At 38.4% G+C, this 14,176-nt stretch carries 14 protein-coding genes; 2 read left to right on the top strand and 12 right to left on the bottom strand.

Going from position 1 to position 14,176, the window contains the following annotated elements; all coding sequences use genetic code 11:
* Positions 1 to 22 precede the first annotated feature (22 nt).
* Together ACFIKY_RS01385 and ACFIKY_RS01380 are read left to right on the top strand one after the other, a co-directional pair.
* On the top strand, positions 23 to 1,213 hold the full coding sequence (locus ACFIKY_RS01385; protein WP_375644921.1) for a bifunctional 2-C-methyl-D-erythritol 4-phosphate cytidylyltransferase/2-C-methyl-D-erythritol 2,4-cyclodiphosphate synthase: 1,191 nt from the start codon (positions 23 to 25) through the stop codon (positions 1,211 to 1,213).
* Positions 1,210 to 1,698 carry a CinA family protein gene (locus ACFIKY_RS01380; protein WP_375636491.1) on the top strand — a complete coding sequence of 163 codons (489 nt, stop codon included), beginning with the start codon at positions 1,210 to 1,212 and terminating at the stop codon, positions 1,696 to 1,698. Before ACFIKY_RS01385 ends, ACFIKY_RS01380 begins: the two co-directional genes overlap by 4 nt.
* A gap of 540 nt (positions 1,699 to 2,238) precedes the next feature.
* On the opposite strand, the gene ACFIKY_RS01375 is transcribed toward ACFIKY_RS01380, so the two are convergent.
* The 12 genes from ACFIKY_RS01375 to kdsA all read right to left on the bottom strand — a co-directional run bounded on the left by ACFIKY_RS01375 (position 2,239) and on the right by kdsA (position 14,155).
* A complete protein-coding gene (locus tag ACFIKY_RS01375; protein WP_273788342.1) occupies positions 2,239 to 2,700 on the bottom strand; it encodes a type II toxin-antitoxin system RatA family toxin in 462 nt (153 codons plus the stop codon).
* A gap of 2 nt (positions 2,701 to 2,702) precedes the next feature.
* Positions 2,703 to 3,665: a lipoyl synthase gene (gene lipA, locus ACFIKY_RS01370; RefSeq protein ID WP_273723360.1), complete on the bottom strand. Its 963-nt coding sequence runs from the start codon at positions 3,663 to 3,665 to the stop codon at positions 2,703 to 2,705.
* Positions 3,666 to 3,732: 67 nt separating this feature from the next.
* A complete protein-coding gene (gene lpdA / locus ACFIKY_RS01365; RefSeq protein WP_375636493.1) occupies positions 3,733 to 5,193 on the bottom strand; it encodes a dihydrolipoyl dehydrogenase in 1,461 nt (486 codons plus the stop codon).
* Positions 5,194 to 5,413: 220 nt separating this feature from the next.
* Complete coding sequence (locus ACFIKY_RS01360; RefSeq protein ID WP_375661305.1) at positions 5,414 to 6,757, bottom strand: pyruvate dehydrogenase complex dihydrolipoamide acetyltransferase; 1,344 nt, start codon at positions 6,755 to 6,757, stop codon at positions 5,414 to 5,416.
* 14 nt (positions 6,758 to 6,771) lie between these two features.
* Positions 6,772 to 8,136, bottom strand: coding sequence for a pyruvate dehydrogenase complex E1 component subunit beta (locus ACFIKY_RS01355; RefSeq protein WP_375636497.1), 1,365 nt, complete (start codon positions 8,134 to 8,136; stop codon positions 6,772 to 6,774).
* A gap of 16 nt (positions 8,137 to 8,152) precedes the next feature.
* Complete coding sequence (gene pdhA / locus ACFIKY_RS01350) at positions 8,153 to 9,193, bottom strand: pyruvate dehydrogenase (acetyl-transferring) E1 component subunit alpha (protein WP_273788346.1); 1,041 nt, start codon at positions 9,191 to 9,193, stop codon at positions 8,153 to 8,155.
* Between the two features lie 135 nt (positions 9,194 to 9,328).
* Positions 9,329 to 9,640, bottom strand: a complete 312-nt coding sequence (locus tag ACFIKY_RS01345) for a septum formation initiator family protein (protein ID WP_012754998.1) — start codon at positions 9,638 to 9,640, stop codon at positions 9,329 to 9,331.
* Between the two features lie 187 nt (positions 9,641 to 9,827).
* Positions 9,828 to 10,280 (bottom strand): TM2 domain-containing protein, encoded by a 453-nt coding sequence (locus ACFIKY_RS01340; RefSeq protein ID WP_375628670.1) that lies wholly within the window; start codon positions 10,278 to 10,280, stop codon positions 9,828 to 9,830.
* Between the two features lie 383 nt (positions 10,281 to 10,663).
* Positions 10,664 to 11,074: a TM2 domain-containing protein gene (locus ACFIKY_RS01335; RefSeq protein ID WP_273788348.1), complete on the bottom strand. Its 411-nt coding sequence runs from the start codon at positions 11,072 to 11,074 to the stop codon at positions 10,664 to 10,666.
* 382 nt (positions 11,075 to 11,456) lie between these two features.
* Positions 11,457 to 11,864 carry a TM2 domain-containing protein gene (locus tag ACFIKY_RS01330; protein ID WP_273788349.1) on the bottom strand — a complete coding sequence of 136 codons (408 nt, stop codon included), beginning with the start codon at positions 11,862 to 11,864 and terminating at the stop codon, positions 11,457 to 11,459.
* A gap of 111 nt (positions 11,865 to 11,975) precedes the next feature.
* Positions 11,976 to 13,247 carry a phosphopyruvate hydratase gene (eno, locus tag ACFIKY_RS01325; RefSeq protein WP_273788350.1) on the bottom strand — a complete coding sequence of 424 codons (1,272 nt, stop codon included), beginning with the start codon at positions 13,245 to 13,247 and terminating at the stop codon, positions 11,976 to 11,978.
* 71 nt (positions 13,248 to 13,318) lie between these two features.
* Positions 13,319 to 14,155: a 3-deoxy-8-phosphooctulonate synthase gene (gene kdsA / locus ACFIKY_RS01320; protein ID WP_375661304.1), complete on the bottom strand. Its 837-nt coding sequence runs from the start codon at positions 14,153 to 14,155 to the stop codon at positions 13,319 to 13,321.
* Between the last annotated feature and the right edge of the window lie 21 nt (positions 14,156 to 14,176).

Genomic DNA, 14,176 nt, shown 5'->3' with positions numbered 1-14,176 from the left:
TTATAACACGAGGAGATTAAGTATTTCTATTGCAGCAATAATATTAGCTGCTGGACGCGGTGAAAGAGCAGGGTCTCCCCATAAAATTCCAAAACAATATCGGCTTCTAGGACAAAAGCCGATTATTTATCATACCGTGCATTGTTTTTTGCAGCATCCAGCTATCACAACAATTATCCTTGTTATTCATCCAGAAGATCGTCAAATCTGTGAACAAGCTATCGGCGATTTTAAAGAGCGCCTTATTATCGTTGAAGGAGGCAGGACACGTCAAATCTCTACCTTACATGGACTTCAGGCACTCAAAAAATTCAATCCCCAATATGTGCATATTCATGATGGTGCACGCCCCTTTATCGAAAACAAGCTTCTTGATAACATTCACAACACGATCACACCTCAAGAAGGTGTTCTTCCTGTTCTGCCCATCTCTGATACCCTTAAACGTATAAATAATCAGCATGTTTTAGAAACAATTCCCCGTACCCATCTTTATAGTGCACAAACTCCACAGTGTTTTCCCTTTGAACATATCTTAGCGGCCCATAAACAAGCAAAACAAGCTTGCAAAAAAGAATTCACTGACGATTCTGCGATTGCCGAATGGTTTGGAATTCCTATGCGTACCGTTCCTGGGGATCCTAACAACATAAAAATTACATGGCATGAAGATTTTAATACTGCACATTTATATCTCCAAAAGAAAATGCAAATATTTCCTGATATCCGCACCGGCAATGGTTATGATGTTCACTCTTTCGAGGATGGTGATTTTCTTATTTTATGTGGTATAAAAATTCCTTTTCATAAAAAATTGAATGGACACTCCGATGCGGATGTTGCTCTTCATGCGCTAACAGATGCCCTGCTCGCTACGCGAGGTGCTGGAGATATTGGCACACATTTCCCTCCCTCTGATCCTCAATGGAAAAATGCATCATCAGAAATTTTTCTCCGTCATGCTCTTGATATTCTAAAACAAGCAGGTGGTCGTATCGCCAATGTTGATATCACAATTATTGCTGAAAATCCTAAAATTGGTCCCTATCGTCATGCCATGACAGAAAATCTTATGACGATACTTTCAATAACACCTGATCGAATCTCTATCAAAGCAACAACAAATGAAAGGCTTGGATTTATTGGTCGCGGTGAAGGAATTGCTGCTCTTGCAACAGTGAGCGTTCTTTATTCAGGAGAACTTCCCCAATGACATATCTTTGTGAAAAACAAGCACATGAAGTCCTTAATATCTTTCGCCAAAAAGGTTTGCTGTTAACAACTGTAGAGTCTTGTACAGGAGGACTCATTGCTGCAAGCCTCACAAATATTGCAGGCTCGTCAGATGTTCTCGATTGTGGATTTGTTGTTTATTCAAATGAATCTAAAACACGCCTTGTTGGCGTTTGTGCTGAACTTATAAGAACCTATGGCGCCGTTTCAAAAGAAGTTGCTCTTGCAATGGCTGAGGGTGGATTAAAACATTCACAAGCTGACATTGCAGTCTCTGTAACAGGAATTGCTGGTCCAGGAGGAGCAAGTCTTGATAAACCTGTAGGACTTGTGCACTGCGCAGTTGCTTACAAAAATCATAAAACTCTGCACAAAGAAATGCACTTTGGTCATCTTAACCGCAATGCTATCCGCCATGCAACTGTTGAAAATGTTTTTAAAATGATTCTGGAATTGCTTCACTGAATTCCCCATACTAATTTCAAAGCTCTCTATTCCACATTGAGTCTATAATCGTCAACATCTTGAAAAAATGATTTATTGTGCCACAACTTTAAGTTGAATCAATCAAATTTATTCACTTGCACGCCACAAGAAAAAAACTGTATAAATAAAATGATTAAAGAAAGGGATACTTGTACCTCTCTCAAATGCTAAGAGCTCGCGCAACATCTTGAGAGATGGCAAATCAATGGTGCAGGCTGACTTTTTCATAAGTGTAAAGATGTTGATTTATATACTTTTACGAGTATCTCTACTATTTATTATGAAATGGGTATGACGCAAGCATGTCCTATTTGGGCGTTTTGTTTGGATATGCCTCTATTAAAAAAGAGAAACAAAAGCGTAAAGCTGTGCATCATCTTCATCATTTAAAATGATATTCCTTTAATATGCTTTTCAAAGCTGAAAAAGATGAATTAAAACAAATAGTAAAGATGAAAACCAGTTTTCACCTTCACGCTGTTATAAGCAATACGTATTGTTAAAAAATAACAGAATAGACTATGTTATCGTAGAGCCATAAATCTGATGCGCACGCTTCTCAAAAGCGTCGGTGAATTTACGAAACGCAATATCAAACATTGAGCCCATCACTAATCCAAGCGTTTTACTTTTAAATTCATAATCAATAAAAAACTCTACATTACATGCATTGGTATTTTCAATATCATGAAAGGACCAACGATTTTCAAGATATTTGAATGGACCATCAATATATTTAACTTCTATAAGATTTTTTTCCGGCTGAAGAAATACTTGAGTCGTAAAAGTTTCACGGATAATCTTATAGCCAACGGTCATATCCGCAAGAAGCAACATTTTTTTCCCATACTCTTTTCGAGAACGTACTATCAAAGACTCACACATTGGTAAAAATTCAGGATAACGCTCAATATCTGAAACCAGCTCAAACATTTCACTGGCACTATGGGTGATCTGCCGATGTATTGTAAAAATCGGCATAATTATCTCTGTAAGGAAAATTTTTCATCACGCGCTTTTTGCAAAATAGCAAAATCATCTCCAGCATGATGAGATGAACGCGTCAGAGGATTGGAGGCCATATGTAAAAATCCTTTTACTTTACCAATCTTGGCAAAAGACTCAAATTCTTCAGGAGGCACAAAACGAACAACTGGATGATGTTTTCGTGTAGGCTGCAAATATTGTCCAATCGTCATAAAGTCAACATCAGCAGAGCGCAAATCATCCATCAATTGCAAAATTTCATTTCGCTCCTCCCCAAGCCCAACCATAATTCCCGATTTTGTAAAAATTGTTGGATCAAGTTCTTTAACGCGTTGTAATAAACGAATTGAATGAAAATAACGTGCCCCTGGACGAACCTTCAAATATTTAGAAGGAACTGTTTCTAAGTTATGATTAAAAACATCAGGCTTAGCAGCAACAACAACTTCTAAAGCGCCATCCTTATGACGAAAATCAGGTGTCAGAACTTCAATTGTTGTTTTAGGAGTTTTTTGACGAATCGCATAAATAACTTTTGCAAAATGCTCAGCACCACCATCAGCAAGATCATCACGATCAACAGATGTAATGACAACATGTTTTAATTCCATCCGTGCAACAGCATCGGCTACGCGTTCTGGCTCATTATCATCAACGGCAAGTGGAATACCTGTTGCAACGTTACAAAAAGCACAAGCACGCGTACATATTTCACCTAAAATCATAAAGCTAGCATGCCGCTGGCTCCAACATTCGCCAATATTAGGGCAACCAGCTTCTTCACATACAGTCACTAACTTATGCGTACGTACAATACCATGTGTTTCCTTATAAATTGGTGATGTTGGCGCTTTTACACGAATCCAATCTGGCTTTTTTTGAACGCTTGTATCAGGACGATGTGCCTTTTCAGGATGACGCAAACGTCTATTTGTAACTCTATCAACAACCGTAACCATTTAAGCCTTTGCCTTATAAATACGAAGTAACAATCAAAAATATAAAATCTTTCACACAATCCAGTCATCAAGCGTTTAAAACTTGACCATAAGCATCCAATACACTTTCTTTCATCATTTCCGATAAAGTCGGATGTGGAAAGACAGTATGCATTAATTCTTCTTCTGTTGTTTCAAGATTCATGGCAATAACAAAACCCTGTATCAATTCTGTTACCTCAGCCCCTACCATATGGGCCCCAAGAAGCTGTCCTGTTTTTTTATCAAAAATCGTTTTTACTAACCCCTGATCTTCACCCAAAGCAATCGCCTTGCCATTCGCAGCAAAAGAATAACGACCAATACGTATATCATAACCTGCTTCTTTTGCTGTAGCTTCTGAAAGCCCTACAGAGGCAACCTGTGGTGTACAATATGTACACCCTGGAATTTTTCTTTTATCAAGCGGATGAGCATTCTTTAAACCTGCAAGATGCTCAATACATATCACACCTTCTTCTTCTGCTTTATGTGCCAACATAGGAGGACCTGCTACATCACCAATAGCATAAATTCCTTCCACCCCCGTCCAACTCCATTCATCGGTTACAATGCACCCGCGATCGGTTTTTATTCCCAAAGCTTCTAAACCAAGATTCTCAATATTACCTTGCACCCCAACAGCGGAAATCAATCGGTCAACAGTCATTGACTCTATTTTACCTTGAACATCAATATGTACAGTCACAGAATCAGAAGATTTTTCAACCTTTGTTACTTTTGCTTGACGAAGAATGCGTAAACCTTTTTTCTCTAACTGTTTACAAGCAAACGTTGAAATTTCAATATCTTCAGCAGGCATGATGTGGGGCATCATTTCAACAACAGTTACCTCAGCTCCCATATCACGATAAAAAGAGGCAAATTCAATGCCAATAGCCCCAGACCCTATAACCAAAAGCGATTTTGGCATTGCTGGCGGTATCATAGCTTCAAAATAAGTCCAAATGAGTTTTCCATCTGGCTCAATACCAGGAAGGACACGAGGACGTGCGCCCGTTGCAATAATGATATACTTTGCTTGATAAGTTCCCTCCCCTAACGTCCCTTTAGGGACTGGATTTTGCGGTTGCATAATCGGTTTTGAGGATGAAGAAACCATAATTTCCGCAGGATGGCTTCCCTTCGCTTCTTTGGTAAGCTTTGCTTCACCCCAGATAATATCAATTTTGTTTTTTTTCATTAAAAAATCAACGCCAGCATTTAAACGTGCTGAAACACCGCGTGAACGTGCCACAACATCTTTGATGTTTGCCTCAATTGAACCATTAATTTTTAATCCATAATTTTTTGCATGTTCAGCAAAATGTTTCATTTCCGCTGAACGTAGAAGGGCCTTTGTTGGAATACATCCCCAATTTAAACAGATCCCTCCCAAATGTTCACGTTCAACAATCGCAGTCTTAAAACCACATTGTGCTGCACGAATTGCGGTTACATATCCGCCTGGACCTGATCCAATCACAATTACATCATAAAGATTTGCCACAGTAATTCCTCCATGGATATATATAAAACGGATATGCATTTTTTGAACTTAAGACTGCAAAACAACATCACAGAATTATCTTATGTCTTTTGCTTTAAGCTTCACGTAAATGCTTTACCCAAACCAGAAATAGCAATAACATTGCTCTTCAAACTCTTAAATTTGTTTTTATTCTCTTAACACACTCTCTCACAACTTACGTGAAGAACTGTTAAACAGTTCAAACTAACATTGCTAATGGATTTTCGATTATCTTCTTAAAAGTCCGCGCGAGCTCTGCGGCTAAAGCACCATCGACAGCACGATGATCCGCAGAAATTGTAACTGACATAACTGTCGCAACAACTAATGTACCATTTTTAACAACGGCGCGTTCTTCCCCTGCACCAATCGCAAAAATCGTCGCATGCGGTGGATTAAGGATAGCCGAAAAACTTTTTATACCATACATCCCCATATTTGATACAGCTGTTGTTCCACCCTGATATTCTTCCATTTTTAACTTGCCCTCACGCGCACGCTTTGAAAAATCCTTCATCTCTTTGGAAATAAGGGATAACTGCTTTTCCTCTGCATGGCGAATAATCGGCGTAATTAATCCATTGGGAATAGAAACAGCAACCCCAACATCACAATGTTTATGATGAAGCATTCCGCCTTCAAGCCAAGAGACATTCGCATCAGGAACAGCTTTCAAAGAAAGTGCGACAGCTTTGATCACCATATCATTAACAGAAAGCTTATAAGTAGGCTGAGTTTCTTCCTGCCCCTTAATCATTGGTGCAGCAGCATTCAGTTGTGTACGCAGTGCTAATAGCGCATCAAGTTCACAATCTACCGTTACATAGAAATGTGGAACTCTCTGTTTTGATTCCATCAAACGTGTTGCGATTGTTTTACGCATATTATTATGGGGTGCGAAGGTATATTCATCCTCTTTAAAGAGTTTCAGTATCTGTTTGTCAGAAGCACCTGTAGCTACTAGCTCCCCTATTTGTGATGAATAAGACACTTTAGAAATATCACTACTTACAGCTTTTTCTACATCGCGCTTGATAATACGCCCATGCGGACCACTTCCAAAAATAAGGGATAAATCAAGACCTTCCTGAGATGCTAATCGCCGCGCTAAGGGAGAGGCAAAAAGACGCGCTTCCTTTTTATCTTGCTGCAATAATTGCTGAGCTGATGATTCATGAGACATTTTTGTACCCTTTGAGTCCGTCTGTTTCAGAGAATCTGTCTGTTTTACGCCCTCTGGTTCTTGTCTTGTAGAAGAAGAGATTTCTTCTGAAACTTTTGCAGCTTCAGCTAAATCTTCACCTTCTTCTGCTAAAACAACAATTAAAGCATTTACTTTAACGCCTTGTGTTCCAGCAGGAACAACAATTTTGGCAACCCTACCTTCATCAACGGCTTCGACTTCCATTGTCGCTTTATCCGTCTCAATTTCAGCAATAACATCACCAGAGAAAACTTTATCTCCCTCCTTAATATTCCATTTTGTTAAATTTCCCTCTTCCATCGTAGGGGAAAGCGCTGGCATTGTAATTTTAATGGGCATTATGCTTTCCTCCGTTATGCTCTGTATGTCACAGCCTTAACGGCCTCAATAATTTCAGCAGTATTAGGCAAAGCCAACTTCTCAAGATTAGCGGCATAAGGCATCGGAACATCTTTGCCAGAAATCGTAGCAATTGGCGCATCAAGATAGTCAAAAGCCTGCTGCATAACACGCGTTGCTATTTCAGTTCCCACGGATGACTGAGGAAATCCCTCTTCAATTGTTACCAAACGACCTGTTTTTTTAACCGAAGAAAGAATTGTTGGAAGATCCATCGGGCGAATGGTTCGTAAATCAATCAATTCAACATCAATACCAAGCTGTTCAATTTCCGGCAACGCTTGAACGGCATAATGCATTCCAATTCCACACGCGACAATCGTCACATCTTGTCCAGACTTATGAATACGCGCCTTACCAATAGGCAAAACAAAATCATCCAGTTGAGGGACATCAAATTGATGCCCATACAAAATCTCATTTTCAAGAAAAATAACAGGATTATCATCACGAATAGCAGCTTTCAGCAAACCTTTTGCATCTGCAGCACTATAAGGCATGACAACTTTCAAACCTGGTACATGACTGTACCATGCAGCGTAGCATTGAGAATGTTGAGCACCAACACGGGCAGCCGCACCATTGGGACCTCGGAAAACCATAGGAGCGGTCATTTGTCCACCAGACATATAACGTGTTTTTGCTGCTGAGTTAATAATTTGATCCATCGCCTGCATCGCAAAATTAAAGGTCATAAACTCAACAATGGGACGTAACCCTCCAAAAGCAGCCCCAACAGCCAACCCAGCAAAGCCGTGCTCTGTAATTGGGGTATCAATAACTCGGCGCTCTCCGAATTCTTCCAATAAACCCTGACTAACCTTATAGGCACCTTGATATTGCGCGACTTCTTCCCCCATGAGAAAAACTTTTTCATCACGCCGCATTTCTTCAGCCAAAGCCTGATTAAGCGCTTCACGAACTGTCATTGTAACCATTTGTGTTCCCGCTGGAATATCAAAATCAGGAGACGTATCAAAAGTAGGAACCTGCGGAACTGACGAAGGCAGAGAAAGAGGAGATTCCTTAGGTTTTTGTGCTGTATCCGTAGGTTGCGAAATATCCTCAGCACGCTCACCTTCTTCTAACAAAATCGCAATAACAGTGTTGACCTTTACGCCTTCAGAACCTTCAGGCACAAAAATTTTACCAAGAGTACCTTCATCAACGGCCTCTACTTCCATTGTAGCCTTATCCGTTTCAATTTCAGCAATAACATCGCCAGAGCTAACCTTATCACCTTCTCTCTTGAGCCATTTAGACAGTTTACCTTCTTCCATAGTTGGTGAAAGCGCCGGCATCAAAATATCAATAGACATACTTGCTTCCCTCGCATCAAACTAAAATATCAGTATAGAGCTCAGAAGCATCTGGCTCTTGATCACTTTGTGCAAAATCTGCCGCATCAGCAACAATTGCACGAACCTCTTTCTCAATAGACTTTAAATCATCTTCGTTCGCCCAATTTTTCTTAAGAATCCGACTTTTTACTTGATCAATCGGATCGTGTTCCTCTTTTATTTTTTGGACTTCTTCCTTTGAACGATATTTTGCTGGATCAGACATGGAATGACCACGATAGCGATAGGTCTGCATATCAAGAATGATCGGTCCTTTACCTGAGCGTGCCCAAGAAATCGCTTCATCAGCAGCTCCTTTTACTGATCGAACATCCATACCGTCAACAACAATACCTGGAATTTCAAAAGAAAGACCACGTCGGGAAAAATCAGTTTCTGCAGATGCACGTGAAACTGACGTTCCCATAGCATACTGATTATTTTCAATAATATAAACAACAGGAAGCTTCCAAAGTGAAGCCATATTAAAACTTTCGTAAACCTGCCCCTGATTTGCGGCACCATCACCAAAATAAACCAATGTCACATTATCTTTACCAAGGTACTGATTCGAAAATGCCAAACCTGAACCAATTGGAACCTGCGCACCAACAATACCATGTCCTCCATAAAAGTTCTTTTCTTTAGAGAACATATGCATCGAGCCACCTTTCCCTTTGGAAAAGCCACCTTGACGTCCCGTTAATTCTGCCATGACACCACGTGGGCTCATCCCAACGGCTAACATATGACCATGATCACGGTAAGACGTAATAACCTGATCACCTTCTTTTGCCGCTTTCAATGTTCCTATAACAACGGCTTCCTGACCAATATAAAGGTGACAAAATCCCCCAATAAGCCCCATACCATAAAGTTGTCCTGCTTTTTCTTCAAAACGGCGAATTAAAAGCATTTCACGATAAGCATCAATTTCTTCTTCTTTTGTAAAGTCTGCTATTGGTGCTTTCTTTGTGGTGCTTGATAATGCAGTGCGCGCCACCGACGCAGAATTTTTTTTAAGTCGTTCTGCCATATTAAACTCCCTTTTATGATTATTTAGGAATAACCTTTACGAACAAAAGTTACAAGCCTTATCAATCGGCTTAAACAATATCATTGCTGATTGTTGTTTAAATTAAGCGATTTTTCATTTACCTTTGGTATCATTTCAAGGTATTAAGATTGTCAGTTCATTTGGCTTAGAAAAGTTCAAATTCTTTCGGACATACTCATCCAGCATATCTTTTTCTATATGTCCATTGCGTAAAAGAGAAATACGCTTTTCCATGAATATCCGCTCAGCTTCTATTTTATGAAGCTCCTTTTCTAATTCGCTAATATGCTGATTAACTTCACTGCGTGAATACAATCCATACTCACCATGATAAATGTGATAACTGAAATAGCTTAAGACTCCCACCGTCATAAGAGGTAGTACAAAGCGCACTTTGATTGATCGACGTTTCTGCTTTGTCCACATAAAATAGCACAGTCTTTACAGCACAAATTTTTTAATATTTTGCCCAACTATGCACGATTTTGATTAATACCTCATTACCAAATCTATACACTCAAACAATTTGTTATCACCAATTTATCCCCCCCTTAAATACAATCAAAGTAAGCTGAATGCCCCACTTTTTGTATTACAAATATTGGATATCCCACTAACTTGTGATTTTACACCCATCTTTGTCTTTAAAATTTCCTGTTAAAATGACTATAAAATCAATCAATACCCAAGGTGTAATTATCAAAAAAACTCCTATAAGCCCTACCGGCATAAATATTACACTTATTATAAGTATTACACTTATTATATTTATAAGAAGCATTGCAATGCCCGTTCCAACTTTACCAACCATAAAACGATGAATTCCTAGTCCACCTAGAAAAAAACAAACGACCGCTAACGTCACTTTTGATTGCTGTGACTGACCTTCAGTCAAGATAGGGAAAATAGATTTAATGGTATCCCCTTCACACACAAAATCAACGACGTCACCAACTTTCGGCGGCGTTTTTCCTGACCAATCCCAATTCGCAAACTGATAGCGCTTACCATCAGCCCCTGAAATGAAATAATCTCCTTGATCATGACCAATAATCTTACCTTTCATCTTCACCACCTATAAAATTGTTATTCATAAAGAAGCTTTTCTTCTAATATGATAATATGTTGAATAAACCTCACAGCATGAATACAGTCTGTATTCACCGTGATATATGACAATTTAAAAAGCTAAAAATCCCCCAACAACTTAAAATTCCCGCAATTACAAGTGGTAATACAAAGCACGCTGTTCGATTTGCACCTTTGCTTTTTTCATATGAAATAGTACAGTCTTTTTCAATAGTTTTATTTAAATATTCATAATTTTCTTTAATATTTCACATTTAAAGACATAGACTAAAATAATTTACATTATTAAATTAATATATTGACAACATTAAAAGTAAAGAAAATTCTTAGCTCTTTACATTTTATATTATTCTAAAATTTCTACCAATTTATAATTTTATCCCCATTTTCATCCCTAAAATATCCGGATAAAATAACTATAAAATCGATAAACGACCACGGTATAGTAACTAACAGCCCTATACCTGTTATCGTTATAAGAAGCATTGCAATGCCCGTTCCAACTTTACCAGCCATAAAGCGATGAATTCCCAACCATCCAAAAAACCAACAAACAAGTGCTATCGCCAATCTTGATTTTTCTGACTGCGATTTACTCAAAAGAGGGAGAACAGATTTAACAACATTATCTTCATATACAAAATCAACGGTATCACCCACTTTTGGTGGTTTTTTTCCTAACCAATCCCAACTCGTAAATTGATAACGCTTACCATCAGCCCCAGAAACAAAATAATCTCCTTGATCCTGACCAATAATCTTACCTTTCATCCTCGACCACCTATAAAGCTTCTCCTCATGTGTTATTCATAAAGAGATTATTTCTTTTTATAATATGCTGATTAACCTCACGGTGTAAATAAAATTTGTAGCAGCCGTGATAAACGTGAAATTAAAATAGTTTTGATCCCCCCAATGAGCTAATGTTTTCTGCAGCTATAAGCAGCAATACAAAACACACCTTAGTGGATTTACGCCGTTGTTTTACCCACATAAAATAGCACAGCCTTTTTCAATACTTTTATTCAACTGTGCATATTTCTCTTAATATCTCACATTAAAGAAATAGAGTACAACAATCTTGCATTATGCAGCTTACTATATTGATCAAAATAAAAAGTAAACTTAATTATTTTCTTTTTATTATAAATTTTTAAAAATCTGTAATCTGATTCCCGTCTTTATCCGTAAATCTTCCACCAAGAATGAGTATAAAATCAACAATTGCCCAAATACCGGTAATTATCAATCCAAACAATGATAAAGATAGAATCAGCATTAAAGCACCAGTCCGAACTTTACCAACCATAAAGCGATGAACACCAAAGATACCTGAACACCAACAAAGGAGTGCGAACATTATCTTTGAATTCTCTGTACCTGGTCTCAACAATGGAAAAACAGAACTGACAACACCCCCCTCACAGACAAAATCAACAGTATAACCGATCCTTGGCGGATTCTTTCCCATCCAATCCCAAGTCGCAAACTGATAACGTTTACCATCATCACCCGAAACGAGATAAGTTCCTTGATCTTGACTAATAATTATACCTCTCATCTTAATCCCTATAAATTTAAACACTTAAAAATTATTGCGTATATGCCTTTGATAAGAAATCTCAATTTCATAGTCTAAATGATCTTATACTTTCATATTTTGTGCTCACAACTATACACGATATAAATCACCAGCATAACGCGCTTGGGCCCCTAGCATTTCTTCAATACGAATAAGTTGATTGTATTTTGCTAATCTATCCGAACGTGCAAGAGAACCTGTTTTAATTTGTCCACAATTCGTTGCAACAGCAAGATCTGCAATAAAAGAATCCTCTGTTTCGCCTGAACGATGAGATATAATGGCACGATAACCTGCTTTATGTGCTACTTCTACAGCATCAAGTGTTTCACTCAATGTACCAATTTGATTAACTTTTATGAGAATAGAATTGCCTACCCCCATTTTGATACCATCACGCAAACGTGCTGAATTCGTTACAAACAAATCATCGCCAACAAGCTGACATTTTTCTCCAATTGTGTCAGTGAGTAACTTCCAACCTTCCCAATCATCCTCAGCCATTCCATCTTCAATTGTAATAATAGGATAATTTTTCACAAGCTGCGCTAAATAATCTACCTGCTCTTGGATGTCACGGCATTTCCCCTCACCTTTATAAAAATACGAACCATTTTTATAAAATTCGGTTGAAGCACAGTCTAAACCAATGGCAATTTGTTCCCCTGGTTTGTAGCCACATGTTGTAATAGATTCCATAATAAAATCAATTGCTTGATCAGCACTTTTAAATTGAGGTGCAAAACCACCTTCATCACCAACATTGGTATTATAACCCGCATCTTTTAAACGCTTTTTCAATGCATGGAAAATCTCAGCGCCATAACGGATAGCTTCTCTTACAGTAGGGGCTCCTATAGGAATAATCATAAACTCCTGAAAATCAATCAAATTATCAGCATGAACGCCACCATTAATAATATTCATCATAGGGGTTGGAAGAATATGCGCTTGTGTACCACCAATATAACGATACAAAGGTAAATTTAATGAATCCGCAGCTGCTTTCGCAACAGCTAATGAAACACCAAGAAGTGCATTGGCACCAAGACGGGCTTTGTTTGGCGTTCCATCCAAAGCAATCATTGCTTGATCAATAGCGATTTGATTTGTTGCATCCCGCCCACCAAGTTCTTCAAGAATTTCGCCATTAACTGCAGCAATCGCTTTTTCAACACCTTTCCCTTGATAGCGCAAACCACCATCACGAAGCTCTATAGCCTCGTGTGCTCCTGTTGAAGCTCCCGATGGAACCAGAGCACGACCAAAAGCTCCATTCTCCAAATGAACATCAACTTCTACCGTTGGATTACCACGGCTATCAAGAACCTCACGTCCAATGATATCGACAATTATAGTCATATGTGTTTCCTTATCCAATAAAAGTCTCGATTCATTTCTAATGCCCTATTAATAAAATATTTTTTCTCTTCTTAATTCAACTTCTTTGACAGATAATCAAACTCCATTAAAGTCTCAAGCAATCTTTTTAAATTATCAAGTTTAACCATGTTGGGTCCATCAGAAGGTGCATTATCTGGATCTTGATGCGTTTCTAAAAAAATACCTGCTACCCCAACAGAAACAGCCGCACGTGCTAAAACTTCAACAAATTGACGCTGTCCACCAGATGAAGCACCCTGCCCCCCAGGTTCTTGAACAGAATGCGTTGCATCAAAAATAACAGGAGCACCAAATGAACGTAAAATAGGCAATGAACGCATATCAGAAATAAGTCGGTTGTAACCAAATGATGTGCCTCGCTCACAAAGCATAACATTGGGATTACCACTGTAAACAACCTTTTTTAAAACATTCTCCATGTCCCACGGCGCTAAAAACTGACCTTTTTTAATGTTAATAACACAGTCTGTTTTGGCGGCTGCTACCAAAAGATCTGTTTGACGACATAAAAAAGCCGGTATTTGTAAAATATCAACCGTAGAAGAAACAATTGTACATTGCTCTTCTGTATGCACATCAGTTAATATGGGACAATCAAACTCCTTTTTTAAATCAGAAAAAACAGCCATTGCTTTTTCAAGACCAATACCACGTGCCGCCCCTAAAGAAGTTCGGTTAGCTTTATCGTAACTCGATTTATAAACAAACCCGATACCAAGCTGATCGGTAATTGTTTTAATACGATCAGCCATTTCAAAAGCATGATCGCGACTTTCCATCTGACACGGCCCTGCAATTAATGAAAGAGGCATTTCATTTGAAAAAATAATATTTCTAACTTTCACACGGGCATTTGGTTTAGTCATTTTATCCCTCAAAAGCAAAGT

The organism is Bartonella sp. CR127HXZ (assembly GCF_042194555.1).
Lineage (GTDB): Bacteria > Pseudomonadota > Alphaproteobacteria > Rhizobiales > Rhizobiaceae > Bartonella > Bartonella grahamii.
The sequence above is the reverse complement of the archived record's forward strand: the minus strand, read 5'-3'. Positions and strand labels throughout refer to the sequence as shown.

Coding starts and splice junctions, on each gene's coding strand:
- ACFIKY_RS01355 (WP_375636497.1), bottom strand. CDS start 8,136: ATGTCTATTGATATTTTGATGCCGGCGCTTTCACCAACTATGGAAGAA.
- ACFIKY_RS01380 (WP_375636491.1), top strand. CDS start 1,210: ATGACATATCTTTGTGAAAAACAAGCACATGAAGTCCTTAATATCTTT.
- ACFIKY_RS01375 (WP_273788342.1), bottom strand. CDS start 2,700: ATGCCGATTTTTACAATACATCGGCAGATCACCCATAGTGCCAGTGAA.
- ACFIKY_RS01335 (WP_273788348.1), bottom strand. CDS start 11,074: ATGAAAGGTAAGATTATTGGTCAGGATCAAGGAGATTATTTTGTTTCT.
- lipA (WP_273723360.1), bottom strand. CDS start 3,665: ATGGTTACGGTTGTTGATAGAGTTACAAATAGACGTTTGCGTCATCCT.
- eno (WP_273788350.1), bottom strand. CDS start 13,247: ATGACTATAATTGTCGATATCATTGGACGTGAGGTTCTTGATAGCCGT.
- ACFIKY_RS01340 (WP_375628670.1), bottom strand. CDS start 10,280: ATGAAAGGTAAGATTATTGGTCATGATCAAGGAGATTATTTCATTTCA.
- ACFIKY_RS01360 (WP_375661305.1), bottom strand. CDS start 6,757: ATGCCCATTAAAATTACAATGCCAGCGCTTTCCCCTACGATGGAAGAG.
- pdhA (WP_273788346.1), bottom strand. CDS start 9,193: ATGGCAGAACGACTTAAAAAAAATTCTGCGTCGGTGGCGCGCACTGCA.
- ACFIKY_RS01330 (WP_273788349.1), bottom strand. CDS start 11,864: ATGAGAGGTATAATTATTAGTCAAGATCAAGGAACTTATCTCGTTTCG.
- ACFIKY_RS01345 (WP_012754998.1), bottom strand. CDS start 9,640: ATGTGGACAAAGCAGAAACGTCGATCAATCAAAGTGCGCTTTGTACTA.
- kdsA (WP_375661304.1), bottom strand. CDS start 14,155: ATGACTAAACCAAATGCCCGTGTGAAAGTTAGAAATATTATTTTTTCA.